This window comes from Sphingomonas sp. BL-S-29 (assembly GCF_055521495.1).
Genome location: NZ_CM145482.1, coordinates 2,874,965 through 2,897,532 on the forward strand (window position 1 = coordinate 2,874,965; position 22,568 = coordinate 2,897,532).

General features: G+C 66.0%; 26 protein-coding genes, 1 tRNA gene and 1 other RNA gene. 18 read left to right on the plus strand and 10 right to left on the minus strand.

The genetic code is table 11. The annotated features are described in order from the left end of the window. Nucleotides 1–44 precede the first annotated feature (44 nt). Nucleotides 45–121: transfer RNA gene (locus ACZ1I2_RS13725), tRNA-Met, on the plus strand. Between the two features lie 33 nt (nt 122–154). Here ACZ1I2_RS13725 and ACZ1I2_RS13730 read toward each other — a convergent pair. Further along, on the minus strand, nt 155–619 hold the full coding sequence (locus ACZ1I2_RS13730) for an NUDIX domain-containing protein (protein ID WP_465176865.1): 465 nt from the start codon (nt 617–619) through the stop codon (nt 155–157). Nucleotides 620–782: 163 nt separating this feature from the next. Between ACZ1I2_RS13730 and ACZ1I2_RS13735 the strand changes: the two genes are divergently transcribed. From ACZ1I2_RS13735 to trxB, 3 genes are all read left to right on the plus strand, one after another. Further along, nucleotides 783–1,895 (plus strand): S-(hydroxymethyl)glutathione dehydrogenase/class III alcohol dehydrogenase, encoded by a 1,113-nt coding sequence (locus ACZ1I2_RS13735; protein ID WP_465176864.1) that lies wholly within the window; start codon nt 783–785, stop codon nt 1,893–1,895. Further along, nucleotides 1,895–2,731 (plus strand): S-formylglutathione hydrolase, encoded by an 837-nt coding sequence (gene fghA, locus ACZ1I2_RS13740; protein WP_465176863.1) that lies wholly within the window; start codon nt 1,895–1,897, stop codon nt 2,729–2,731. The genes ACZ1I2_RS13735 and fghA overlap by 1 nt, the downstream gene beginning before the upstream one ends. 107 nt (nt 2,732–2,838) lie before the next feature. Beyond that, nucleotides 2,839–3,804 carry a thioredoxin-disulfide reductase gene (gene trxB, locus ACZ1I2_RS13745; RefSeq protein WP_465176862.1) on the plus strand — a complete coding sequence of 322 codons (966 nt, stop codon included), beginning with the start codon at nt 2,839–2,841 and terminating at the stop codon, nt 3,802–3,804. 37 nt (nt 3,805–3,841) lie between these two features. Here the strand turns inward: trxB and ACZ1I2_RS13750 are convergent, their stop codons facing one another. Next, nucleotides 3,842–4,114 carry an acyl carrier protein gene (locus tag ACZ1I2_RS13750; protein WP_465173583.1) on the minus strand — a complete coding sequence of 91 codons (273 nt, stop codon included), beginning with the start codon at nt 4,112–4,114 and terminating at the stop codon, nt 3,842–3,844. Nucleotides 4,115–4,220: 106 nt separating this feature from the next. On the opposite strand from ACZ1I2_RS13750, the gene ACZ1I2_RS13755 reads away from it, so the two are divergent. Together ACZ1I2_RS13755 and ACZ1I2_RS13760 are read left to right on the plus strand one after the other, a co-directional pair. Then, entirely contained in the window at nt 4,221–5,873 is a 1,653-nt protein-coding gene (locus ACZ1I2_RS13755; protein WP_465176860.1) for an acyl-CoA ligase (AMP-forming), exosortase A system-associated, read from the plus strand. After that, on the plus strand, nt 5,870–7,090 hold the full coding sequence (locus ACZ1I2_RS13760) for a pyridoxal-dependent decarboxylase, exosortase A system-associated (RefSeq protein WP_465176859.1): 1,221 nt from the start codon (nt 5,870–5,872) through the stop codon (nt 7,088–7,090). Before ACZ1I2_RS13755 ends, ACZ1I2_RS13760 begins: the two co-directional genes overlap by 4 nt. Here ACZ1I2_RS13760 and ACZ1I2_RS13765 read toward each other — a convergent pair. The 3 genes from ACZ1I2_RS13765 to ACZ1I2_RS13775 form a co-directional block, all read right to left on the minus strand. Then, a complete protein-coding gene (locus ACZ1I2_RS13765) occupies nt 7,087–7,515 on the minus strand; it encodes an MAPEG family protein (protein WP_465176858.1) in 429 nt (142 codons plus the stop codon). The two genes, ACZ1I2_RS13760 and ACZ1I2_RS13765, sit on opposite strands and share 4 nt — an antisense overlap. A 165-nt stretch (nt 7,516–7,680) precedes the next feature. Continuing rightward, entirely contained in the window at nt 7,681–8,730 is a 1,050-nt protein-coding gene (locus ACZ1I2_RS13770) for a 1,9-bis(guanidino)-5-aza-nonane synthase (protein WP_465176856.1), read from the minus strand. Nucleotides 8,731–8,867: 137 nt separating this feature from the next. Further along, the gene (locus ACZ1I2_RS13775) at nt 8,868–10,088 is read right to left on the minus strand and encodes a type III PLP-dependent enzyme (RefSeq protein WP_465173578.1); all 1,221 of its coding nucleotides are present in this window, start codon (nt 10,086–10,088) and stop codon (nt 8,868–8,870) included. 134 nt (nt 10,089–10,222) lie between these two features. Here ACZ1I2_RS13775 and ACZ1I2_RS13780 point away from each other — a divergent pair, with 134 nt between their 5' ends. Both ACZ1I2_RS13780 and ACZ1I2_RS13785 read left to right on the plus strand, forming a co-directional pair. Further along, nucleotides 10,223–11,191 carry a threonine ammonia-lyase gene (locus tag ACZ1I2_RS13780; protein WP_465176855.1) on the plus strand — a complete coding sequence of 323 codons (969 nt, stop codon included), beginning with the start codon at nt 10,223–10,225 and terminating at the stop codon, nt 11,189–11,191. A 2-nt stretch (nt 11,192–11,193) separates the two neighbouring features. Next, on the plus strand, nt 11,194–11,394 hold the full coding sequence (locus ACZ1I2_RS13785; protein ID WP_465176854.1) for a hypothetical protein: 201 nt from the start codon (nt 11,194–11,196) through the stop codon (nt 11,392–11,394). 126 nt (nt 11,395–11,520) lie between these two features. Here the strand turns inward: ACZ1I2_RS13785 and ACZ1I2_RS13790 are convergent, their stop codons facing one another. Beyond that, the gene (locus tag ACZ1I2_RS13790; protein ID WP_465176853.1) at nt 11,521–12,177 is read right to left on the minus strand and encodes an alpha/beta hydrolase; all 657 of its coding nucleotides are present in this window, start codon (nt 12,175–12,177) and stop codon (nt 11,521–11,523) included. Between the two features lie 109 nt (nt 12,178–12,286). Between ACZ1I2_RS13790 and ACZ1I2_RS13795 the strand changes: the two genes are divergently transcribed. The 9 genes from ACZ1I2_RS13795 to ACZ1I2_RS13835 all read left to right on the plus strand — a co-directional run bounded on the left by ACZ1I2_RS13795 (nt 12,287) and on the right by ACZ1I2_RS13835 (nt 17,738). Then, nucleotides 12,287–13,357: a cysteine desulfurase family protein gene (locus tag ACZ1I2_RS13795; RefSeq protein ID WP_465176852.1), complete on the plus strand. Its 1,071-nt coding sequence runs from the start codon at nt 12,287–12,289 to the stop codon at nt 13,355–13,357. After that, a complete protein-coding gene (locus tag ACZ1I2_RS13800) occupies nt 13,354–14,448 on the plus strand; it encodes a cysteine desulfurase family protein (protein WP_465177142.1) in 1,095 nt (364 codons plus the stop codon). The genes ACZ1I2_RS13795 and ACZ1I2_RS13800 overlap by 4 nt, the downstream gene beginning before the upstream one ends. Further along, a complete protein-coding gene (locus ACZ1I2_RS13805) occupies nt 14,445–14,777 on the plus strand; it encodes a 2Fe-2S iron-sulfur cluster-binding protein (protein WP_465177141.1) in 333 nt (110 codons plus the stop codon). Before ACZ1I2_RS13800 ends, ACZ1I2_RS13805 begins: the two co-directional genes overlap by 4 nt. A gap of 44 nt (nt 14,778–14,821) precedes the next feature. Then, the gene (locus tag ACZ1I2_RS13810; RefSeq protein WP_465173570.1) at nt 14,822–15,049 is read left to right on the plus strand and encodes a hypothetical protein; all 228 of its coding nucleotides are present in this window, start codon (nt 14,822–14,824) and stop codon (nt 15,047–15,049) included. A gap of 39 nt (nt 15,050–15,088) precedes the next feature. Next, nucleotides 15,089–15,259: a hypothetical protein gene (locus ACZ1I2_RS13815; RefSeq protein WP_465173569.1), complete on the plus strand. Its 171-nt coding sequence runs from the start codon at nt 15,089–15,091 to the stop codon at nt 15,257–15,259. 39 nt (nt 15,260–15,298) lie between these two features. Next, an RNA gene (gene ffs / locus ACZ1I2_RS13820) (signal recognition particle sRNA small type) lies at nt 15,299–15,396 on the plus strand. A 75-nt stretch (nt 15,397–15,471) separates the two neighbouring features. After that, the gene (locus ACZ1I2_RS13825) at nt 15,472–17,124 is read left to right on the plus strand and encodes a DNA polymerase III subunit gamma/tau (RefSeq protein ID WP_465173567.1); all 1,653 of its coding nucleotides are present in this window, start codon (nt 15,472–15,474) and stop codon (nt 17,122–17,124) included. Next, nucleotides 17,121–17,444 carry a YbaB/EbfC family nucleoid-associated protein gene (locus ACZ1I2_RS13830; RefSeq protein WP_465176851.1) on the plus strand — a complete coding sequence of 108 codons (324 nt, stop codon included), beginning with the start codon at nt 17,121–17,123 and terminating at the stop codon, nt 17,442–17,444. Before ACZ1I2_RS13825 ends, ACZ1I2_RS13830 begins: the two co-directional genes overlap by 4 nt. Nucleotides 17,445–17,498: 54 nt before the next feature. Continuing rightward, a complete protein-coding gene (locus ACZ1I2_RS13835; protein WP_465173565.1) occupies nt 17,499–17,738 on the plus strand; it encodes a hypothetical protein in 240 nt (79 codons plus the stop codon). Nucleotides 17,739–17,859: 121 nt separating this feature from the next. Here ACZ1I2_RS13835 and mtgA read toward each other — a convergent pair whose 3' ends face one another. From mtgA to ACZ1I2_RS13855, 4 genes are all read right to left on the minus strand, one after another. Then, on the minus strand, nt 17,860–18,555 hold the full coding sequence (mtgA, locus tag ACZ1I2_RS13840; protein WP_465176850.1) for a monofunctional biosynthetic peptidoglycan transglycosylase: 696 nt from the start codon (nt 18,553–18,555) through the stop codon (nt 17,860–17,862). Nucleotides 18,556–18,705: 150 nt separating this feature from the next. Next, entirely contained in the window at nt 18,706–19,995 is a 1,290-nt protein-coding gene (locus ACZ1I2_RS13845; RefSeq protein WP_465181464.1) for a flavin monoamine oxidase family protein, read from the minus strand. A 3-nt stretch (nt 19,996–19,998) separates the two neighbouring features. Then, nucleotides 19,999–20,904 (minus strand): RNA polymerase sigma factor RpoH, encoded by a 906-nt coding sequence (gene rpoH / locus ACZ1I2_RS13850; RefSeq protein ID WP_465173562.1) that lies wholly within the window; start codon nt 20,902–20,904, stop codon nt 19,999–20,001. A gap of 57 nt (nt 20,905–20,961) precedes the next feature. Continuing rightward, nucleotides 20,962–21,912 (minus strand): RluA family pseudouridine synthase, encoded by a 951-nt coding sequence (locus ACZ1I2_RS13855; RefSeq protein WP_465173560.1) that lies wholly within the window; start codon nt 21,910–21,912, stop codon nt 20,962–20,964. Between the two features lie 101 nt (nt 21,913–22,013). On the opposite strand from ACZ1I2_RS13855, the gene ACZ1I2_RS13860 reads away from it, so the two are divergent. Then, nucleotides 22,014–22,328, plus strand: a complete 315-nt coding sequence (locus ACZ1I2_RS13860; RefSeq protein ID WP_465181465.1) for a Mov34/MPN/PAD-1 family protein — start codon at nt 22,014–22,016, stop codon at nt 22,326–22,328. The last annotated feature ends 240 nt before the right edge of the window (nt 22,329–22,568 follow it).

Genomic DNA, 22,568 nt, shown 5'->3' on the forward strand with positions numbered 1-22,568 from the left:
AGAACGGGCGAGCGCTCCTATAGGCGCCGCTCTCGAATGGCTGGGGCGGAGTAGCTCAGCTGGTTAGAGCACGGGAATCATAATCCTGGGGTCGGGGGTTCAAGTCCCTCCTCCGCTACCATATCGTAGTGGGCCCACCTGCCATTCGCGATCCTCACAGACTGACCGAATCGATCCAGCGCCGCGCGCGCCGGGAGATGTCGGCCGGCAAGTCGGCCGGGTCGGCCTCGATGACTCCCTCGATCTCGATCGACCAGCGCTTCGGCCGGTAGATCACGTTGTGCACGAGGAAGAGTGAGGCGCGGTCCTGGCGGTTATGGAGTGGCTCTTCTACCTCGAAAACCAGGCTCGGCGCGTCATGCGCCGTCATGCCGATTTCCTCGCGCAACTCGCGCAGCACATTCTGCTCGGCGCTCTCCCGAGGCTTGCGACCGCCGCCTGGAAGGTGCCAGCCGCGCGCATAGCTCAGTTTCACGAGGATGATCCTGCCCGCAGGGGTGATGGCGACGGCATGCGCCCCATCGACATCGGGTCTAGTCAGAGCCCAGAGGCGACCGCGCCCATATTGGAAACCGCCGACCAGGAGCCGGAGTGCCTTCCGGTACAGGGTGTGGATCAAGGATCTTCCCTCAGACCGCCGCTCGTGGCGGGAAGTGCCGCGACTTGGCGCTGACATGCTGTTTTGGCATCAAGGAAGCAATGCGCTTGCCGAATTCATATTGGCCTCCGCCTTTTCTGCCCTCCGCAATTCGGCTAGCGGAGCCTGATCCGAGGAGATGCCCATGAAGACCCGCGCCGCCGTTGCATTCGAGGCGAAGAAGCCGCTTGAGATCGTCGAGCTCGACCTCGAGGGCCCCAAGGCCGGCGAAGTGCTGGTCGAGATCATGGCGACGGGCATCTGCCACACCGATGCCTACACGCTGGACGGGCTCGATTCGGAAGGGCTGTTCCCGAGCGTGCTCGGCCATGAGGGCGCCGGGATCGTGCGCGAGGTCGGCCCCGGCGTGACCAGCGTGAAGCCGGGCGACCATGTCATCCCGCTCTACACGCCCGAATGCCGCCAGTGTAAGTCGTGCCTCAGCGGCAAGACCAACCTGTGCACCGCGATCCGCGCGACCCAGGGCAAGGGCCTGATGCCCGACGGCACCAGCCGCTTCAGCTACAAGGGCCAGACCATCTTCCACTATATGGGCTGCTCGACCTTCTCCAACTTCACCGTGCTGCCCGAGATCGCCGTCGCCAAGATCCGTGAGGACGCGCCGTTCAAGACCTCGTGTTACATCGGCTGCGGCGTCACGACTGGCGTCGGCGCGGTGGTGAACACTGCCAAGGTGCAAGTCGGCGAGAATATCGTGGTGTTCGGGCTCGGCGGCATCGGCCTCAACGTGCTGCAGGGCGCGCGGATGGCCGGCGCCAACAGGATCATCGGTGTCGACATCAACCCCGACCGCGAGGAATGGGGCCGCCGCTTCGGCATGACCGACTTCATCGACGCCCGCGGCAAGTCGCGCGAGGAGACGATCGCGGCGATCCTCGCCCTCACCGATGGCGGCGCCGACTTCACCTTCGATTGCACGGGCAATACCGAAGTCATGCGCACCGCGCTCGAGTCGTGCCATCGCGGCTGGGGCACCAGCATCATCATCGGCGTGGCGGAAGCGGGCAAGGAGATCAGCACGCGGCCGTTCCAACTCGTCACGGGCCGCAACTGGCGCGGCACCGCATTCGGCGGCGCCAAGGGCCGCACCGACGTGCCCAAGATCGTCGACTGGTATATGAACGGCAAGATCGAGATCGACCCGATGATCACGCATGTCCTCAGCCTCGAGGAGATCAACAAGGGCTTCGACCTGATGCATGCCGGCGAGAGCATCCGCAGCGTCGTGGTCTACTGATGGAGACCGTCAGCACCAACAGGGCCCATGGCGGCGTGCAGGGCGTCTATCGCCACGCATCGACCGTGACGGGCACGCCGATGACCTTCTCGGTGTTCGTGCCCGAGCATGACGACGGCGCGAAGCTGCCGGTGCTCTGGTATCTGTCGGGGCTGACCTGCACCCACGCCAACGTCACCGAGAAGGGCGAGTACCGCGCCGCCTGTGCCGAGCAGGGCGTGATCTTCATCGCGCCCGACACCTCCCCCCGCGGCGACGAGGTGCCGGACGACGAGGCCTATGACTTCGGCAAGGGCGCAGGCTTCTATGTCGATGCGACCGAGGAGCCCTGGTCAGCGAATTTCCGCATGCGCAGCTATATCGAGGACGAACTGCCCGCGCTGATCGCGGCGGAGTTCCCGATGGCTGATCTGACGCGCCAGGGGATCACGGGCCATTCGATGGGCGGGCATGGCGCGCTGACCATCGCACTGCGCAACCAGGGGCGGTTCAGGAGCGTCTCCGCCTTCGCGCCGATCGTGTCGCCGCTACATTGCCCCTGGGGCGAGAAGGCGCTGACCGGCTATGTCGGCGCGGACCGCGAGGACTGGCGGACCTATGATGCCTGTGCGTTGATCGCCGATGGTTTCCGTATGCCGGAAATCCTTGTCGATCAGGGGGATGCCGATAGTTTCCTCCCAGAGCAGCTCAAGCCGGAATTGCTGCGCGAGGCCTGCGCCCAGGCCGGGATCGACCTGACCTTGCGCATGCAGCCCGGGTACGACCACAGCTATTATTTCATCTCCAGCTTCATGGCTGACCATGTCGCCTGGCATGCCACCCGGTTGAAGGGCTGAAAGCAAAACTGCACCTCCCGGCCATTCCGCCGGCGCCACGCCGACGCCATGTTGCCAGCGGACACTGATCGCCCCTAGATGCGGGCGACCTCATCACGGACGATTCCATGACCACCCTATCGACCCGCATGCTCATCCTCGGCTCCGGTCCGGCCGGCCTTTCCGCCGCCATCTATGGCGCGCGCGCCGGCCTGGCGCCGATCGTCGTCCAGGGCATCCAGCCCGGCGGCCAGCTGATGACCACGACGGACGTCGAGAATTATCCGGGCTTCAAGGACGTGATTCAGGGCCCATGGCTGATGGAGCAGATGCAGGCCCAGGCCGAGCATGTCGGCACGCGCATGATGTGGGACACGATCGTCGAGATCGACCTGTCGCGCCGGCCCTTCCGGCTGATCGGCGACAGCGGCGACGTCTATCAGGGCGACGTGCTGGTCATCGCGACGGGCGCTCAGGCCAAGTGGCTGGGCCTCGACAGCGAGGAAGCGCTGAAGGGCAAGGGAGTCAGCGCCTGCGCGACCTGCGACGGCTTCTTCTTCCGCGGCAAGAAGATCGCGGTGATCGGCGGCGGCAACACCGCGGTCGAGGAAGCGCTGTACCTGACCAATCACAGCCACGACGTCACCTTGATCCATCGCCGCGACTCGTTCCGCGCCGAGAAGATCCTTCAGGACCGGCTGTTCGCGCACAAGAACGTGAAGGTGCTGTGGAACAAGGAAGTCGAGACCTTCGTCGACGGCGGCGGCAACGCCGGACTCGTCGCGCTCGACCTGGTCGACACCGTCACGGGTGAGAAGTCGCGGCTTGATGTCGAAGGCGGCTTCGTCGCGATCGGGCACCATCCGGCGACAGAGCTGTTCCGCGGGCATCTGGAACTCGACAGCGACCATTATATCAAGGTCCAGACCGGCTCGACCAAGACGAGCGTGCCGGGCGTGTTCGCGTGCGGCGACGTGATGGACAAGGTCTATCGCCAGGCAGTGACGGCGGCGGGAACGGGCTGCATGGCCGCGCTGGATGCCGAGCGCTTCCTTGCCGAAGCCGATTTCGAGGTTGCCGAAGCGGCCGAGTGACGCCCTGAGGGCCGCGCGACTCTCGAACTTATCGGTGTTACTGGTTCGCCTTGCTCGCAGCGAAGCGGACCAGGGCCCCGAAAGTCTCCAGCATCTCGCCATCGACCTCGTCATCCTCGATCAGGATGCCCAGCCGTTCCTCCAGTTCCGTCAGCATGCCAGCCACGGCCATGGAATCGAGTTCCGGCAGCGCGCCGAACAGCGGCGTCTCGCTGCGAAAGGCGCCGACGCGCTCCTCGCTCAGGCCAAGCACATCGCGCAGCACCGCGCGGACCGCGGCATCGATTTCGGCATTGTCGTCAGGAAGCACTATGAACCCCGGTTTCATCCCTTGTTGGCTTCGCCGTTAGAGACTGGGCGGTAGGATGCCAAGTGCGGGCCTTGGCAGCACAGGTGCGCGGTGCGTATCAGGAAGCATGATACCGCTAGATCCCGTGCCGCAGCCGATCGACGCATTGCCCGCGCGCGGCGCGACGGGCGATGTGGCGCTGGTCGATCGGGCCGGGAGCCTGGATTTCGCCGAGCTCGAAGTGCTGACGGGGGCCTTGGCGGCATGGCTGGCCGGGCAGGCCCTGCCGCCAGGGGCACGTGTCGCCTCCTGGCTGCCCAAGACGCGCCTTGCCTGTGTGCTGCCGATGGCGGCGCCGCGCGCGGGCCTGATCCATGTGCCGATCAATCCGGTGCTGAAGCGGGCGCAGGTCGCGCATATCCTTGGCGACAGCGGCGCGGCATTGCTGGTGACTCAGGCGGTGCGTGAGTCCTCGCTCGAGGCCGGCGACGTGCCGGGCGAGTGCAGGCTGGCGCTGGAGGATGAGGCAGTCAGCGATGACGTCATCCCGCCATCCTCCGCCGATACAGATGCGTTGGCGGCCATCCTCTATACCTCGGGTTCCACGGGCCGGCCCAAGGGCGTGATGCTGAGCCATGCCAATCTGTGGCTGGGCGCGATCTCGGTCGCGCATTATCTTGACCTCTCGCCTGCCGACCGCGTGCTGGGCGTGCTGCCGTTGAGCTTCGACTATGGCCAGAACCAGCTCTTTTCGACCTGGGCCGCGGGCGCGTCGGTGGCGCCGCTCGACTATCTCACTGCGCGTGACGTCATCAAGGCGGTCGACCGGGTCGAGGCGACGAGCCTGGCGGGCGTGCCGCCGCTCTGGGTACAACTGCTCGAGGCGGAATGGCCGGTCGACACCGCGGCGCGGCTGAGGCGGCTGACCAACTCAGGTGGCGCACTGACGCCAGGCATGATCCGGGCGTTGCGGCAGCGTTTTCCGCAGGCCGATCTTTATCCGATGTACGGGCTGACCGAGGCATTCCGGTCCACCTATCTGTCCCCCGAACTGGTCGATACCCATCCCGAGGCGATCGGGCAGGCGATTCCCTTTGCCGAGGTGATGGCCGTGCGCGCCGACGGGTCGCGTGCCGCGCCGGGCGAGCCTGGCGAACTGGTCCATGCCGGGCCGCTGGTCGCACAGGGTTATTGGGGCGATGCCGAGCGGACCGCGCTGCGCTTCAGGCCGGCGCCCGGCTGGGCTGAGCATGGTGGCACGGCCGTGTGGTCGGGCGATACGGTGATCGAGGGCGTGGACGGCCTGTTTCGCTTCGTCGGGCGCGACGACGAGATGATCAAGAGCGCCGGCAACCGGATCAGCCCTACCGAGGTCGAAGAGGCAGTGCTGTCGGGCGGCGAGGTGGCCGAGGCGGTGGCGATTGGCGTGCCCGATGCCCGGCTCGGCCAGGCGATCGTGGTGGTGGCGCGGGCGAACGGTGACGCGGGCGCGGCGGAAGCGGGGTTGCGGGAGCGTCTGCGACGGGAGTTGCCGAGCTTCATGCAGCCCGCGCGTTATGAATGGCGGCAGGAATTGCCCAGAAACGCCAATGGTAAGCTGGATCGAGCGGCCATCACATACTCCGTTCGCCCTGAGCTTGTCGAAGGGCTGCCTTCTTCCTCGGGCCAAGGGAAAGAGCAGGGGTTGGCCTCCGGCCGCCTTCGGCCCGACAACCCCGGATCAAGTCCGGGGCCGAACGGTGGGGTAGGTGCTGCGTCCGATAATGGGGTGACGTCATGAAGCCTATGGGCACGATTCCCAGGGAATTCCGTGGCGACGGGCCGCTGGTCGTCGCGGGCAGGACAGCCGAGGAATGGATTCAGGTGGCCGGCGATACGCCGCTGTTCGTCTATGATGTCGGCATGGTGAAAGCACGGATTGCGCGGCTTCGCGCGGCGATGCCGGCGGCGCTCGATCTTCATTATGCGATCAAGGCCAACCCGTTCGCGCCGCTGATTGCCGCCATGGCGCCGCTGGTCGACGGTCTGGACATCGCCTCGAAAGGAGAGATGGCGCTGGCGCTGGCGGCGAAGCCGGGCAGCGCGATCAGCTTTGCCGGGCCGGGCAAGCGGGACGACGAGATCGCCGCGGCGATCGAGGCGGGGGTGACCCTGAACCTGGAATCAGAAGGCGAGGCAAACCGCGCGCTGACCGCAGCGGAACGGCTCGGCGTCACGCCGCGGCTTGCGATACGGGTCAATCCCGCGATCGAGCTGCGCGGATCGGGCATGCGCATGGGCGGCAGGGCCTCCCCCTTTGGGGTGGACGCGGAGCGGGCGGGCGCGCTGGCGAAGCAGGTGATCGCGGCCGGGGCGGACTGGCGCGGATTCCATATCTTTGCCGGATCCCAGGCGCTTGACCCACAGGCGATCATCGAGACCCAGGCCGAGACGCTGGCGCTGGCCGGACGTCTGGCGGACGAGGTCGGGGTCACGCCACCGCTCGTCAATCTCGGCGGCGGGTTCGGTATTCCCTATTTCCCCGGCGAGGTGCCGCTTGACGTCGAGGCGATCGGGGCGGCGCTGGCCGAGCGCCTGACGTCATTGCCGGATGCCCTGGAGGGTACGCGTTTTGCGATCGAGCTTGGGCGCTGGCTGGTCGGGGAGGCGGGCGTCTATCTGACACGCGTGATCGATCGGAAGGAAAGCCGCGGCGAGCTGTTCCTGGTGGTGGACGGCGGGCTGCACCACCAGCTCGCGGCCTCGGGCAATTTCGGCACGGTCGTGAAGCGAAACTATCCGGTGGCGGTCGCCTCCGCCAGGAAAGATGCGCCCGTCGAGACCATCAGCGTCGTCGGGTGCCTGTGTACGCCGCTCGACCGCCTGGCGGACCGAGTCGTGTTGCCCGCCGCCCGGCCCGGGGACGTGGTCGCCATTTTCATGGCTGGCGCCTATGGCCTTTCCGCGAGCCCCGCCGCATTTCTGGGGCACGACTTGCCGCGCGAGATTCTCGCCTAGAAGACCACCATTGCCGCGCGGACGGTCAGCGCGACCAGGCAGAGGGTGGCCAGGGTGAAGATCGAGAAGCGGACGATCACCCGATTCACCGTGACCTGAACGATGCTGTGCACCACGCGCAGACCGACATAGGCCCAGGCGACCCATAGCGCATTGCCATTGCCCATGCCGCTCAGCGCCAAAGTCAGTGCGACGGCGTAGAACAGAGTCGGCTGTTCCATGAGATGGTTGTAGTTGTCGGCTGGCCACTGCGCCTCGGCCGGGATGCGCGCACGCAGATCGGCGCCGTTGCCGCCAACCAGGTTCCTGGTGTCGATCTTCGCGGCGTTCATTGCCGGAATGCGCTTCGCGTACATCCAGAGCCACATCACGAGGCTCCAGGCAACCAGCGCGACAACGGGCGCAAGGATCCGATGTTCGGTCATGACGACAGTTCCCCTCCTGTTATGCGGAGAAGCTGCCTCAATCGTGACGGAGGCGCAATACTGGCGCCACGGGGTCGGTCACGCCCTTACAAGTAACAAGGGGTCGGAACGACCGTGTGCGGCGTTCCGACCCCTGTCAGCGCTCGTCGATCTCGGGCGCGCCGATCAGTCGAAGCTGGCGCCCCAGCGGCGCTTGGTGCGGGTCTTCCACAGGCCGCGGTGATAAGCGTCCGACGCCAGCAGCGGCATGACCGAGCCCGCTTCCGCGAACACCATCTGCTCGATGCCGGTGTTGACCTTGCCCCAGCTCGCGGCCTCCTGCAGCGTCGAGGACGAGCAGGCGCCGTCGCGCACGTCGGCGACGGTGATCTGCACCGCATATTTGTGTACCTGGACGTCGTCATGGCCGAGGATCTCGGCGCAGACCACGGTGTCCTGGATGAAGTTTTTCGGCACGCCGCCGCCGATCATCAGCAGGCCGGTGGTGCCGGCCTTGATCTTGATGTCGGTCAGCTCGCGGAAGTCGGCGATGGCGTCGAGCACCATGTACGGCTCGCCTTCCTTGGCGCGGTCGACCTGGTGCTTGACCAGCCCGAAGCCGGCCGAGCTGTCGACGAACGCCGGGCAGAAGATCGGCACGTCATGCTCATAGGCGAGCTTGACCAGGCTGTTATCCTTCTTGCCGTTCTCGACGAGATACTTGCCCATCGCGCGGATGAACTCGCGGCTGGAATAGGGGCGCGGCTCGAGGCCGTTCGCGATCTCGTAGATCGTGTGGTCGCAATCCTGGAGCTGCTCTTCGTCGATATAGGTGTCGTAGATGCGATCGATCAGCAGCGAGCGCAGCGTGTCGTCGTCCGGCACTTCGAGCGCCTGATAATGCTTGTGGCCAAGGCCCTCGAAGAAATCCATGTCGACGATCGACGCGCCCGTCGCGACCACACCGTCGATCATGTTGTTGCGCAGCAGCTCGGCGTACAGGTCCATGCAGCCGCCCGCCGAGGTGGACCCGGCGATTACCAGGAAGATCGAGCAATCTGGATCGGCGAGCATCTGGTTGTAGATGTCGGTCGCGCGGCCGAGATCGCGGCTGGTGAAGCTCATCTTCTTCATCGCGTCGACGATCGGGCGCGCGTCGAACTTGGTGATGTCGATATGCTCGACCTGAGTCGAGAGCAGCTCTGCCTTACGGGTGTCGTTGATGGCTTCGGTCATTACAGTCTCCTCATTCCCCTCCCGCTTGCGGGAGGGGTTAGGGGAGGGCAGGTCGCCACAACCCCAATGAATACAGGCCCTCCCCCGACCCCTCCCGCGAGGCGGGAGGGGGGAAGAAGAGCGGTAGTGGTTGCTAGTTACAGCGTGACGACGTTCGAAGCGACCTCGCGCTCGTCGCTGACGTACAGGGACGCCATCGGTTCGTCCTCGACGATCACCGTCTCGTCCGATCCAAAGCCGTTGAACGCCGTGCGCATCGCGCAGCCATAGGCCCCGAGCATGCCGATCTCGATATAGTCGCCGGCACGGGTGTCGGCTGGCAGCAGGAACGGGCCGGCCATGTGATCCATATCGTCACAGGTCGGGCCGTAGAAGCTGAACTCCATCAGCTTCGCCCGGCTGTCAGGCTCGCGCAGCAGCTCGACCGGGAAACGCCAGCCGATATGCGCCGCATCGAACAGCGCGCCATAGGCGCCGTCGTTGATGTAAAGCTCGTCGCCACGGCGACGCTCCACCCGGACGATCAGCGAGCTGTATTCGGCGCACAGCGCACGGCCGGGCTCGCACCACAGCTCGGACGAATAGCTAACCGGCAGGCTCTCGAACGCACGGTGGATCGTCTCGAAATAACGCTCCAGCGGGGGAGGCTCCATGCCCGGATAGCTGGACGGGAAGCCGCCGCCGACGTCGATCACGTCGACCGTGACCGCCGCATCGACGATCGCCGCACGGACGCGCTCGAGCGCGTTCGCATAGGCTTCCGGCGTCATCGCCTGCGAGCCGACATGGAAGCAGATGCCCAGGGCATCGGCCGCCTGACGTGCCGCGAACAGCAGCGCCTTGGTCTCGCCGGGTGCCGCGCCGAACTTCGACGCGAGGCTGAGCTTGGAATGCTCCGACGACACGCGCAGGCGGACACAGAGCGTCAGATCCTGGGCGCCACGGGTGGCGCGGACGATCTTGTCCAGCTCCTCGAGCGAATCGAGCGAGAAGACACGGACGCCATGCGTGAAATACGCCTCTTCGATCGCTTCCTCGGCCTTGACCGGGTGCATGAAGCACAGGGTCGCGCCGGGAACGGTGCGGGCGACGAGCCGTACCTCGGCAATCGAGGCGACGTCGTAATGCGTGATTCCGCTCTCCCACAGGACCTTGAGCAGGTCCGGCGAGGGATTGGCCTTCACGGCATACATCGAGCGGCCCGGAAACTTCTCGACGAAGAAGCGGGCGGCACGCGATGCGGCGTGCGGGCGAATGAGCGTTACCGGCTGAACCGGTCCGTGCTTAGCGATATCGATGCCGCGAACGGCGTTCGAAAGGGTGGTCGCTAACCCCAGCGCGCTATGATGCTTGTGCAACTCAAGGGACCTCCAAGTGCCTAATGGCGGACGAAAGCTGCCTTGCGGTTGGAAGTCCCATGGGGCAGCGGGAAGCGCGAAATAGGGTCGACTTTCTTCAATGTAAAGTGGAATTGGACCCACGGAGGCATGATGTGACATTTTTGCGACAACCTACCCGCGCAGGCGTGCGCGACGCCGCAGCAAAGATCGCGGCAATCCTGCCGCCGTCGCCGCTGCTCGTTACAGAAATCCGTGGAATTCCAGTAGCTTTCAAGGCAGAGTCGTTGCAGCCGGTCGGCGCGTTCAAGCTGCGCGGGGCGTGGCATCGGCTCACCGCAATCGACGAAGAATCACGCCGAAAAGGGGTGGTCGCCTTCTCTTCGGGCAACCATGCGCAGGGTGTCGCCTGGGCTGCGAAGCGGCTCGGCATGCCGGCGGTGATCGTGATGCCGGCCGATGCGCCGAAATCGAAACGCGACGGGACGCTCGCGCTGGGAGCCGAGGTGGTCAGCTACGACCGCGCGACCCAGAGTCGCGAATCGATCGCCGCGCAGCTGGCCGAGGCGCGGGGTGCGGTGCTGGTGCCGAGCTTCGACGATCCGTGGATCATCGAGGGGCAGGGCAGCGCGGGGATCGAGGCCTCGGCGCAGATGATCGAGCGCGGGCTGGGCGAGCCAGTGCAGGTGATCGTGCCGTGCGGCGGTGGCGGGCTGGCGGCGGGAATCGCTCTGGGGCTTCGCGATGCTTTCGTCACGGTGGTCGAGCCCGAGGGCTGGGACGATATGCGCCGCTCGCTTGAGGCCGGGTGGATCGAGGCGGTAGGACCGAATCCACCGCCGACGGCGTGCGACGCGCTGCAGACGACGCTGGTCTCGCCGCTGACCTTCGACGTGCTGTCGCGACGCGGCGTACAGGGCGTGGCGGTGAGCGAGCGCGAGATTCGCAACGCCCAGCGTTGGGCGGCGGAGAAATTGCGGTTGGTGGTGGAACCGGGCGGCGCGGTGGCGCTCGCCGCCTTGCTGGCGGGCAAGGTCGAGATGGCGCACGGAACGCTGGTCATCCTGTCCGGCGGCAATGTCGATCTGGCGGCATATGGCGCCGTGCTGGCCGGGGGCGACTGAGCATGGACGGCTATCTCGGCGCGCTGGGTGGAGTCGCGCAGGCGATGTCGGCGATGGCGCCGGCGATCAGCATGCTGGCGGTGTTCGCGCTGATCTTTGGCGGGATCTATCTGCTGGTGAAGAAGCGCGAGCGGCAAAAGGGCATCTTGATGCTGGTGCTGGCGGTGGTGATCTTCGGCAACGTGGTAATCTGGACGCTGTAAATCCTTCTCCCATCGGGAGAAGGTGGCGCGTAGCGCCGGATGAGGGTGATTGGCCCATCACTCTCACCCTCACCCTCCCGCCGCTTCGCGGCTCCTTCCCTCTCCCGCTGGGAGAGGGAAAAGAAGTCACCGGATCGGCGAGTTCGGGTCGAGCCGCATGTCGAGATACTGATCCACCGACCCCATCAGCTCGGGCATTTCATGCTCGAAGAAGTGGTTCGCCTTCGGGATCGTGTCGTGATGGATTGTGATGTGCTTCTGCGTGCGCAGCTTGTCGACCAGCTTCTGCGTCGCGAGCGGGGTCACGACTTCGTCGGCTTCGCCCTGGATGATGATGCCTGAGGCCGGGCAGGGCGCGAGGAAGGTGAAGTCGTACATGTTCGCGGGCGGCGCGACCGAGATGAAGCCGCGGATTTCCGGGCGGCGCATCAGGAGCTGCATGCCGATCCACGCGCCGAAGCTGACGCCGGCGATCCAGGTGGTCGAGGCTTCGGGGTGGAAGCTCTGCACCCAGTCGAGCGCGCTGGCGGCGTCCGAAAGCTCGCCGACACCATTGTCGAAGGTACCCTGGCTCTTGCCGACGCCGCGGAAGTTGAAGCGCAGCGTCGCGAAACCGCGGCGCTGAAAGGTCTTGTAGAGTTCCTGCACGATGCGGTTGTTCATCGTGCCGCCCGAGGACGGGTGCGGATGCAGGATCATCGCGACAGGCGCGCGCGGGCGCGGCGCAGGAGCGAAACGGCCTTCGAGACGGCCGTCGGGACCGGGAAAAATGACTTCTGGCATGGGACCTGCTGACAAAAATTCGGTGAGCGCGTGGGCCGCGCGGAATTGGGCGCTATATAGGCATGACGCGCCCCGGCGCAATCATTGTGCCCATGAGGACCCCCGACACTTGGCCGACCGCATCTATCTCGATCATGCCGCGACGACGCCGATGCTGCCCGAAGCGGTGGCAGCGATGGCCGATGGCATGGCGCGCTGGGCCAATCCGTCGTCGCCGCATGCCGAAGGGCGGGCGGCGCGGGCGGCGCTGGAAGAAGCGCGCGGACGGATCGCGGCGGCCTATGGCTGGACGGGCGAGACGATCCTGACCAGCGGGGCGAGCGAATCGCTGGGGATCGCGCTGAACCGGTCGGTGGCGGCGCGGCGCGCGATCTCCGCGGTGGAGCATGATTCGGTGATGCGGGTCGCGCTCGACGCAGCGGTGCTGCCGGTGGATGCGACGGGTGTCATCGACATGGCGGCGCTGGCCGAGGTGCTGAGGGGGCCGGGGCGAACCCTGGTTGCGGTGCAATGGGCGAACAGTGAGACGGGCGTGCGCCAGCCGGTCGCGGCGATCGCCGAGGCGGTGCACGCGGCGGGGGGCCTGTTGCTGGTCGATGCAGCGCAGATGCCGGCGGGGGCGGACAGCGATGTGACGGTGCATGCCGATTTCGTGGCGATCTCGGCGCACAAGCGCGGCGGACCACCGGGTGTCGGCGGGCTGCTGGTGCGGGACGTTGCCGCCTTGATCCCGACCGGTGGGCAGGAGCGCGGCTATCGCGCCGGGACCGAGAATCTGCCCGGCGTGCTTGGGTTCGCGGCGGCGCTGGGCGTGGTAGAGGATGTCGAGCGGCTGACGGCGCTCCGGGAGAAGCTGGACGATGCCATTACGCGGTCGGGTGGCGATGTGGTCGCGCGGGGCCAGCATCCGGCGATCGGCGCCTATCGCATGCGCGGGCTCGCCGCGACGACTCAGCTGATCCGGTTCGACATGGCCGGGATCGCGTTGTCGGCGGGCAGCGCCTGCTCCTCGGGCAGCATGAAGCCGAGTCATGTGCTCGGTGCGATGGGCTGGAGCGTCGATGCGTCGCGCGAAGTGGTGCGGGTGAGTTTCGGGCGGTCGACCACCGAGGCGGATGTCGATGCGTTCATCGGCGAGTGGCGCAACGTGTCGCGCGCGGCGCGGGCGTTCGCGGCATGATCTATCTCGACTATCAGGCGACCACGCCGCTGGCACCCGAGGCGTTGGCGGCGATGCTGCCCTGGCTGCAGAACCAGCACGCCAATCCGCATTCGGCGCATGCGCCAGGGCGGGCAGCGAAGGCGGCGGTCGAAGTGGCGCGGGACGCGGTCGCGGCGTTGCTGCCGGCGGGGGGATCGCTGAGTTTCACCGGCGGGGCGACCGAGGCGATCAACTGGGCGATCAAGGGCGTTGGTGCCGGGCGGATCGTGACGCTGGCGACGGAGCATGCGGCGACACTCGACACGGTCGAGGCACTCGCGCGGGCGGGCAGGGCAATCACCGTGCTGCCGGTCAAAGCCGACGGACTGGTCGATCTGGAAGCGGCACGCGCGGCAATCGGGCCGGGGACGGCGCTGGTTACGGCAATGCTGGTCAATAACGAGATCGGCGCGATCCAGCCGATCGCCGAGCTGGCGGCGATCGCGCATGAGGCGGGCGCGCTGTTCCTGTGCGATGCGGTGCAGGGTTATGGCCGGATGGCGATCCCCGACGGGTGCGACCTGATCGCGATCTCGGCGCACAAGATTCATGGGCCGAAAGGCATCGGCGCGTTGTGGATCCGTGACGGGGTGACGATCGAGCCATTGCTGCACGGGGGCGGGCAGGAGGCGGCCGGTCGGTCCGGTACGCTGTCGCCCGCCTTGTGCGCCGGCTTTGGCGCGGCCGCGACGCTGATGCGCGATTATGGCCATGACGATGCGCTTCATATCGCCCATCTCTGGGATATGGCGATCGAGGCGCTGGGAGATGGCTGGGCGATCAACGGCGCGGTGAGGCAGCGCTATCATGGCAATCTCAATATCCGTCGCGACGGGCTCGATGTGAATCGGCTGATGTCGGCATTGCGCGATATCGCCTTTTCGGCCGGCTCCGCCTGTGCCAGCGGGTCGGGCCGGTCGAGCCATGTGCTGCGCGCGATCGGGCTGAGCGAGGCGCAGGCGCGGTCGAGCATCAGGCTCGGCTTCGGGCGGTATACGACGGAAGAGGAACTGGTGATCGCCATCGACCGGATCAATGCCGCCGCGGCGGCGCAGCGGATCGCCGCCTGATGCGGGTGCGCTTCATCCGGATCGACGGATCGATCAGCGAGGTCGAGGCGAAGGCCGGCGACCGGCTGCTCGAGGTGGCGCAGGCCGATGCCCAGCCGCTCGAAGGGACCTGCGAGGGGCAGATGGCCTGCTCGACCTGCCACGTCATCCTGGACGCGGCCGATTTCGACCGGTTGCCGCGCCCGAGCGAAGAGGAAGAGGACATGCTCGATCTCGCGGCGGGCGCCACGCGGACCAGCCGGCTGTCCTGCCAGATCTGGCTCGACGAGACGCTCGACGGATTAACCGTACGGATTCCGGGTGAAGTTCGGAACATGCAGGGCCGTTGATCATTCCGCTCCCGTGCCTTCATGGCACGCAGGAGAAGAAACCCATGAAGATCTTGGCTTTGATGGCAGCAGGCCTGATTGGTGCCGCCGCCCTGACCCCCTTGCCGGCGGCCGCTGCCGGTAGCGGACAAGTGGTGGTGCATGAGCGGACCACGGTTCGCCACGTCAGCACGAACCGCCACAATCGCTGGCGCTGGAAGACGGTATGCCGCACCAAATGGCGCAACCATCATCGGACGCGGGTCTGCAGAAAGGTTCGCACTCACTGGTAACCGCACTTTCCGGGAGATCATCCAAGGAAAGGAAATTTCATGAAAACGATCGCTCTCATGTCCGCCGCGGCGCTTGCCGCAATCGCCATGGCGCCGGTGACGGCAACGGCCGCGCCGCATCATGGCTGGAAATGGAAGACGGTCTGCAAGACCGGCTGGCATCACGGCCACAAGACGCGCGAATGCCACAAGGTCCGTACCCGCTGGTAAAGCGGGCTTGATCACTCCGCCCGACTCCCCCATATGCGCCGCGGGAGTCGGGCGGACGTGGTCGTCGCCAACCCGGTCAGGTCCGGAAGGAAGCAGCCGCAACGATTTCGCCGCGGGTCGTTCCGGCTCCCACCCCGCCCCATCTAAAAAGCGCGGATCTAAAACCTGGCGATCTCTGGCGTCGCGGAGCGCGACCGCCTAGATTGATCGCAATGTCCGACTCCTTCGATCTTGGCGAACCGCCCCAGCCCGCAAAGGCTGAAGTCTACCGCGTCCTCGCGCGCAAATACCGGCCGCAGACCTTTGCCGAGCTGATCGGCCAGGATGCGATGGTCACCACGCTGGCCAACGCGATCAAGCGCGGGCGGCTGGCGCATGCATTCCTGCTGACCGGCGTGCGCGGGGTGGGCAAGACCTCGACCGCGCGGCTGATCGCCAAGGCGCTCAACTGTATCGGGCCCGACGGCAATGGCGGGCCTACGATCGACCCGTGCGGTGTGTGCGAGCCGTGCCGCGCGATCGCCGAAGGCCGGCATATCGACGTGATCGAGATGGACGCGGCAAGTCATACCGGCGTCGACGATGTGCGCGAGATCATCGACGCGTCGCGCTATTCGGCGGTGTCGGCGCGGTTCAAGATCTACATCATCGACGAAGTCCACATGCTGTCGAAGAACGCGTTCAACGCGCTGCTCAAGACGCTGGAAGAGCCACCGGCGCATGTGAAGTTCCTGTTCGCCACGACCGAGGTCAACAAGGTGCCGGTAACGGTGCTGTCGCGGTGCCAGCGGTTCGACCTGCGGCGAATCCCGGCGGACAAGCTGGCGGCGCATTTCGGGTGGGTCTGCGAGGCGGAGGGTGTCGAGGCCGAGCCCGAGGCGCTGGCGCTGATCGCGCGGGCGGCCGAGGGCTCTGCGCGCGACGGGCTGTCGATCCTCGACCAGGCGATCGCGCATGCGGGCATCGAGGGCGAGGGCGTGAAGGCCGGCGCGGTGCGCGAGATGCTGGGCCTGTCTGATCGCGGCGCGATCCGCGACCTGTTCGGGCTGGTGCTGAGCGGGGACGGGCAGGGCGCGCTGGCGGCGCTGCGGCGGCAATATGATTTCGGGGTGGACCCGCTCGGCGTGCTGCGCGCGATGCTGGAGACCGTTCATGCCACCACGCTCGTCAAGCTGGGCACCGCGCCCGAGGCCGGGCAGGCGGTGGAGGAGCGCGAGGCGCTGGCGGGGTGGGCCGGCAAGCTGAGCTTCGCCGCGCTGCACCGGCTGTGGCAGCTGCTGCTCAAGGGCCATGACGAGGTCGCGCGCGCGGCGCTCCCGATCGAGGCGTGCGAGATGGCGCTGCTACGGCTGATCCATGCTTCGACCCTGCCCGATCCGGGCGAGCTGGCGCGGATGATCGCGAACGGCGCACCGCTCGGCGGCGCCGCACCTGCCGCGCCGGCGGCGCGGGCGTCGGCCCAGCCGGTCGAGGCGAACCTGCCCAATAGCATCCGCGATCTGGTCGCGTTCCTCGAGGACCAGGGCGAGCATGCGCTGGCGGTCAAGATGACGCGCAGCGCGAGCGTCATTCGCTTCGAGGCGCCCGAGCTGGTGCTGAGCTCGTCCCGGCCCTTGCCGGCGGACCTGATCCGCGAGCTGAATGTTGAACTGAAGCGGCTGACGGGCAAGCCGTGGAAGGTCACGTCGGAAGACGCCCAGGGCGCGCCGACCATCAAGGACGAGGAAGAGGCGAAGCGCGACGCGATGCGCGCCGCCATCCTCGAAACCCCGGTGGTCAAGGCCGCGTTCGAGGCGTTTCCCGATGCCGAATTTCCCGAAACCGAACTCGACCGCCTGATGGCGGCACAACGGAGCGTATCATGAAGAATATCGAAGACATCATGGCCATGGCGCAGAACGTCCAGGCCGAGCTGACCAAGGCGCAGGCCGGCCTCGACGCGATCGAGGTCGAGGGCGCGGCCGGTGGCGGGCTGGTGAAGGTCAAGGCCTCGGCCAAGGGCCGGATCATCGGCATCGATATCGACGAATCGCTGCTCGCGGCGAGCGAGAAGCAGATGCTCGAGGACCTGATCGTCGCGGCGTTCAACGACGCCAAGGTGAAAGCGGACGCGGCATCGAGCGCCGAAATGTCCAAGATGACCAGCGGTATTCCGCTGCCGCCGGGGTTCAAGCTGCCTTTTTAAGGGAACAATCCATCGCACCTTCTTGTTACGCACCCAGCAAAACAGGAGGATGCCATGGCTGACGATCGTGTAACCGAAACCCCGCATACCACCGTGATCGAGAAAAGCGGCGGTGGCGGCGCAGGTATCTTCATCGGGATCATCCTGCTGATCGCCGTGGTGATCGGCGGCTTCTATCTGATGAACCAGAGCAAGAACGACAATCTGAAGACCGATGCCGTGACCAGCGCGGCGAAGGATGTCGGCGACAGCGCCAAGAAGGCCGGCGACGCGGCCGAGAAGGCGGCGCAGTAAGGCCAATTTTCACCGTTCGTGCTGAGCTTGTCGAAGCACTGTTCTTCTTTCGCCCGTCGAGAAGAAGAGCAGCCCTTCGACAGGCTCAGGGCGAACGGGAAGGGGTCTCTTCTGCGAGAATTTACCGCAAGCACCCGTCGAGTCCATCATTGCGCACCACGCCGACCTGGCGGGTGAGGACATTGCCGTGGCGGCGGGTGAAGCCCTTGGCGCCGATCACGGCGCGTTTCTTGGGAAGCGGGAAGATGGCGGCGAGACGGCCGGCCTCGGCGGGCGTCATGGTCGATGCGTCATGGTTGAAATAACGGATCGACCCTGCGTTCACGCCATAGGTGCCGATCCCGGTCTCGGCCACGTTGAGATAGACCTCCATGATCCGCCTTTTGCCCCAGATCGTCTCGATCAGGACGGTGAAATACGCCTCGAGCACCTTGCGGGGATAACCGCCGCCCTGGATCAGGAACACGTTCTTGGCGGTCTGCTGGCTGATCGTCGAGCCGCCGCGGATGCGGCCGCCCTGGGCGTTTCGGGCATAGGCCTTGGCCAGCGCCGCGAAATCGAACCCGTGATGCGTGCAGAAATTCCCGTCCTCTCCGGCGATCGCCGCGCGCGCCATGTCGGGATCGATGCGCGACAGCGGCATCCAGGATTTGGTGATGCCATGCCCGCTCACCGCGTCGCCGAGCATGGTGAGTGTGACCGGCGGCGGCACGAAACGGTAGAGCACGACCATGAACACCGAGATCAGGACGAAGGCGCCGATCAGCTTGAAGAACCAGCCGATCAGGCGACGCAGAAACGAGCGGCGGGGTTTCATGGGTAAGGCAGGTTCCGGATCGTCTATCGGCGCGTAGTGCGCGCTTCGGTTGCTGGTTTGAATCGACGCGGGAGGCGCGGTGGGGCGCGGCCGTATGGGGTCTGCCCCGAATTCCAATGGCGGCCCCCGCTCGTCGCTCATTTCCCTCTTCTAGGCGAGCGAGGCGGGCGCGGCAAACCGGCCGGTCGCGGGCAGTGTCGCGATCAGCGCCCGAGCTGCCTCCACCCCTGTTTCATAAGCGCCGTGCGCGGTGGAAAAGTCAGTGCGCGAGCAGGCCTCACCGGCGAAGAACAGGCGATCGTCGACTGGCGCGGCGAGTACCGCGCGCTGCGGCGCTCCGCCGACGCGCGCGTGCGAATAGGAGCCGTGGATGTGCGGCTCGGCACGCCAGCGCGTCGTGACGATCGGCGTCATCCGGTCGCGCCAGTCGCTGCCGAGCAGCGCGACCAGCTCGCGAATGGCGAAGTTCGCGGCGGCGCCGTCGCCCTCGTTCTCCAGCGCCTCGGCGCAGTCGCCGCCGAAGAAGCATTCGATCAGCGGCAGGCCGAACAGGCCGAGGCGGTAGCTCGCGGTGCAGTTGCTGTGGGGATTGCCGATGAGATGGCCACTGTTGGGAAGCTCGATACCGTCGATGCGCAGATAGACCTTGTCGGCAAGACCGAGCGGGAGCGCGGCCGCGGCTTCATGCTTGGCGGGGAGCGGCGGATCGAAGACGATCCTTTCCTCCCCCAGTGCCGTCGTCGGCACGCTAAGGATGACTCGACGGGTTTCGATCGTGCCGCGGTTGGTTTCGATCTTCAGCGCGGGGCCGCGATGGTCGATGCGGCTGACGATCGTGTCGAGCTGCACCGGAACACCTGCCGCATGATGCGCGATCAGGGTGCCGTAGCCCTGAGGCACCGTCCAATTGTCGTCGGTCGACGCATCCTCATAAGCGGCCCAGTCGTGCAGCGAGACCTGCGCCAGCGGGGCGCCGTTGACGTAGCCCGAGATCGCATCGATCAGCGGACGCCAGGGATCGTCGGGGGCGATGAAGGCGGAGAGCGGCTGGTCGGGGCCGGAAAGCGCGGCATGGGCCGCTTCTTCCCAGCGTGACCAGGCCCTGGAATAAGCCTCCTGTTCCTCGGGCGGGAAGCCCAAGTTGCGCCATTGCGAGCGCCAGTTGGAAGGGGAGCGGTCGACGGTAAGGCCGTAGTGCTCGGCGAGTTGCGTCCAGGGGTTGCGTTTGGCGGAGTGAAGCCAGGCGCACCCTAGATCCACTATCATCTCCCCCCGCGAAGACGGGGGAAGAGAGGAGGGCAAGGCAACACTATGCGCTCGCCCGCCGAGGCGGCTGCCCGCCTCCACCAGCAGGACGTCCAGCCCCGCGTCATGGAGTGATCTCGCGGCGGCGATGCCGGCCGCGCCGGCGCCGACGACGATCGCGTCAGCACCGGCCATGGCTTACGCCGCGACCAGCATCCGCTTGTCGCCGGCGAGGCGCATCATCGCCTTTTGCAGCTTCTCGAAGGCGCGGACCTCGATCTGGCGGACACGCTCGCGGCTGACGCCATAGACCTGGCTCAGTTCCTCGAGGGTCTTGGGATCGTCGGTCAGGCGACGCTCGGTCAGAATGTGCTTCTCGCGCTCATTGAGGTCGTCCATCGCCGAGACGAGCATGTCGTGGCGCACGTCCGCTTCCTGCGCGTCGGCGACGACCGAGTCCTGCAAGGGCGCATCGTCCTGCAGCCAATCCTGCCACTGGCCTTCGCCGTCTTCACGCATCGGCACGTTGAGCGACGTGTCGCCGCCCATCGACATGCGGCGGTTCATGCTGGTGACCTCTTCCTCGGTCACCCCCAGATCCTTGGCGATCTTGGCGAGATGCTCGGGGCTCAGATCGCCGTCCTCGAACGCGTCGAGCTTCGACTTCATCCGGCGCAGGTTGAAGAACAGCTTCTTCTGCGCGGCGGTGGTGCCCATCTTCACCAGGCTCCACGAGCGCAGGATGAATTCCTGGATCGAGGCGCGGATCCACCACATCGCATAGGTCGCAAGACGGAAGCCGCGATCGGCCTCGAACTTCTTCACGCCCTGCATCAGGCCGATATTGCCCTCCGAGATCAGCTCGGACACGGGCAGGCCATAGCCGCGATAGCCCATCGCGATCTTCGCGACGAGGCGGAGGTGGGACGTGACGAGCTGCGCCGCCGCGTCTGTGTCGCCGTGCTCCTCGAAGCGCTTGGCGAGCATATATTCCTGCTCGGGCGCGAGGATCGGAAACTTCTTGATCTCGGACAGGTAGCGGTTGAGGCTTGCCTCTCCGCCGAGGGCGGGGATCGTCGCCGGGACGTTGCTGCCGCTTGCCATGATCAAATCTCCCTTACTGATGCGCCGTCCCTACTATGAGGCGACGCGCGCTTGAACCTATACGTAGAGTCTATCGAACAGTTCCTGCATGTCGGCCGGCATATCGCTATCGAATGCCAAAGCTGTGCTTTCGACGGGGTGAATGAACCCGAGCCGGGCCGCGTGCAATGCCTGTCGGTGGAAATCCAGGGTTTCCAAAATGGACCGGTGGACTGGTTTTGTTCTACCATAGACCGGGTCCCCAAGCAAGGGATTTCCGATCGAGGCCATGTGAACACGCACCTGATGGGTGCGGCCGGTCTCCAGCCGGCATTCGACCAGAGCGGCTTCCTTCAGCCGTTCCAATGTCTTGTAATGCGTGACCGCGCGCTTGCCGGTCGGCACGATCGCGATCTTCTTGCGGTTCGCGGGCGACCGCGCGAGCGGGGCGTCGACGGTGCCCTCCGACGGAAGCGGGCGGCCGGTGACGATCGCCTTGTAGCGGCGATCGATGCTGTGGTCGTGAAACTGCTTCGCCAGGCCTTCATGCGCCCGGTCGGTCTTGGCGGCGACCATCAGCCCCGACGTATCCTTGTCGATGCGGTGGACGATGCCGGGCCGCGCCACGCCGCCAATGCCGGACAGGCGCCCGGCGCAGTGATGGAGCAGCGCATTGACCAGCGTGCCGTCGAAATTGCCGGCGGCGGGATGGACGACGAGGCCGGCCTGCTTGTCGATCACGATCAGGTGATCGTCCTCGAACACCACGTTGAGTGCGATATCCTGGGCTTCGTTATGCGCCGGCGTCGGCAGCGGGACGGCGATGGTGAAAACGCTGCCGGCAATGGCTTTACGCGACGGATCGCGCGCGAGTGTGCCGCTTTCGTCGATCACGGCACCGGAGGAGAGCAGGGCCTTCAGCCGCTCGCGCGACATGGTCGGCACTGCGTCAGCCAAAGCGCGATCCAGACGCCAGCCACCGGCTTCGTCCGAGATGCGTGCTTCGATATTTGTAACCCCCCGGTCCATGCCGTAGCGATGTGGGAATGGAGTACGGAATTTCAAGCACTCTCCTGGGTAGACTGCTAACCGACGCGAAAAATTCCCCGGACGCGGAGGTTTGCGGGCTGTTGTTCGGCGGGGAAGGGCGGATCGAGGCGGCCGAAGCATGCGCCAATGTGGCGGCCGAGCCGGCGCGGGCGTTCGAGATCGATCCGGCGGCGCTGTTCGCGGCGCATCGGCGCGCACGGGGCGGCGGGGCGCGGGTGATCGGGCATTATCACTCGCATCCTTCCGGCGAGGCGGTGCCGTCGGCGCGGGATGCGGCGCAGGCAATGGGAGACGGGGCGCTGTGGCTGATCCTGACGGCACGCGAGGCGCGGCTATGGCGGACGGAGCATGTCGGGGCGTTCGAGGCGGTGCGACTGGCGGTGAAAGACGCGTGAAGTAAAACGCGTCGGGGCTGCCAAAAATCGGACAGTAAAAGGGGATTTTTGCCAGCCAACGTCGACCCCGATTTTTCGGGTGTGCCCTGCGATGCAGTGCGTAATGGAACTGACAAACCGGTGCGACCGTATCCGATGTGCCGGATTTCCCAGTCATCGTTCGCTGCAGACGTGGTTTAATAGTCATCGACTATTTCCCGATTTATGAGAACCGATCATGGCTATTGCCGGGTTTCGTGA

Bases quoted from the DNA above. Each gene is read 5' to 3' on its own strand.
- ACZ1I2_RS13735 (WP_465176864.1), top strand. From the start codon at position 783: ATGAAGACCCGCGCCGCCGTTGCATTCGAGGCGAAGAAGCCGCTTGAG.
- fghA (WP_465176863.1), top strand. From the start codon at position 1,895: ATGGAGACCGTCAGCACCAACAGGGCCCATGGCGGCGTGCAGGGCGTC.
- trxB (WP_465176862.1), top strand. From the start codon at position 2,839: ATGACCACCCTATCGACCCGCATGCTCATCCTCGGCTCCGGTCCGGCC.
- ACZ1I2_RS13755 (WP_465176860.1), top strand. From the start codon at position 4,221: ATGATACCGCTAGATCCCGTGCCGCAGCCGATCGACGCATTGCCCGCG.
- ACZ1I2_RS13760 (WP_465176859.1), top strand. From the start codon at position 5,870: ATGAAGCCTATGGGCACGATTCCCAGGGAATTCCGTGGCGACGGGCCG.
- ACZ1I2_RS13765 (WP_465176858.1), bottom strand. From the start codon at position 7,515: ATGACCGAACATCGGATCCTTGCGCCCGTTGTCGCGCTGGTTGCCTGG.
- ACZ1I2_RS13770 (WP_465176856.1), bottom strand. From the start codon at position 8,730: ATGACCGAAGCCATCAACGACACCCGTAAGGCAGAGCTGCTCTCGACT.
- ACZ1I2_RS13785 (WP_465176854.1), top strand. From the start codon at position 11,194: ATGGACGGCTATCTCGGCGCGCTGGGTGGAGTCGCGCAGGCGATGTCG.
- ACZ1I2_RS13790 (WP_465176853.1), bottom strand. From the start codon at position 12,177: ATGCCAGAAGTCATTTTTCCCGGTCCCGACGGCCGTCTCGAAGGCCGT.
- ACZ1I2_RS13800 (WP_465177142.1), top strand. From the start codon at position 13,354: ATGATCTATCTCGACTATCAGGCGACCACGCCGCTGGCACCCGAGGCG.
- ACZ1I2_RS13810 (WP_465173570.1), top strand. From the start codon at position 14,822: ATGAAGATCTTGGCTTTGATGGCAGCAGGCCTGATTGGTGCCGCCGCC.
- ACZ1I2_RS13815 (WP_465173569.1), top strand. From the start codon at position 15,089: ATGAAAACGATCGCTCTCATGTCCGCCGCGGCGCTTGCCGCAATCGCC.
- ACZ1I2_RS13825 (WP_465173567.1), top strand. From the start codon at position 15,472: ATGTCCGACTCCTTCGATCTTGGCGAACCGCCCCAGCCCGCAAAGGCT.
- ACZ1I2_RS13830 (WP_465176851.1), top strand. From the start codon at position 17,121: ATGAAGAATATCGAAGACATCATGGCCATGGCGCAGAACGTCCAGGCC.
- ACZ1I2_RS13835 (WP_465173565.1), top strand. From the start codon at position 17,499: ATGGCTGACGATCGTGTAACCGAAACCCCGCATACCACCGTGATCGAG.
- mtgA (WP_465176850.1), bottom strand. From the start codon at position 18,555: ATGAAACCCCGCCGCTCGTTTCTGCGTCGCCTGATCGGCTGGTTCTTC.
- ACZ1I2_RS13845 (WP_465181464.1), bottom strand. From the start codon at position 19,995: ATGGCCGGTGCTGACGCGATCGTCGTCGGCGCCGGCGCGGCCGGCATC.
- rpoH (WP_465173562.1), bottom strand. From the start codon at position 20,904: ATGGCAAGCGGCAGCAACGTCCCGGCGACGATCCCCGCCCTCGGCGGA.
- ACZ1I2_RS13855 (WP_465173560.1), bottom strand. From the start codon at position 21,912: ATGGACCGGGGGGTTACAAATATCGAAGCACGCATCTCGGACGAAGCC.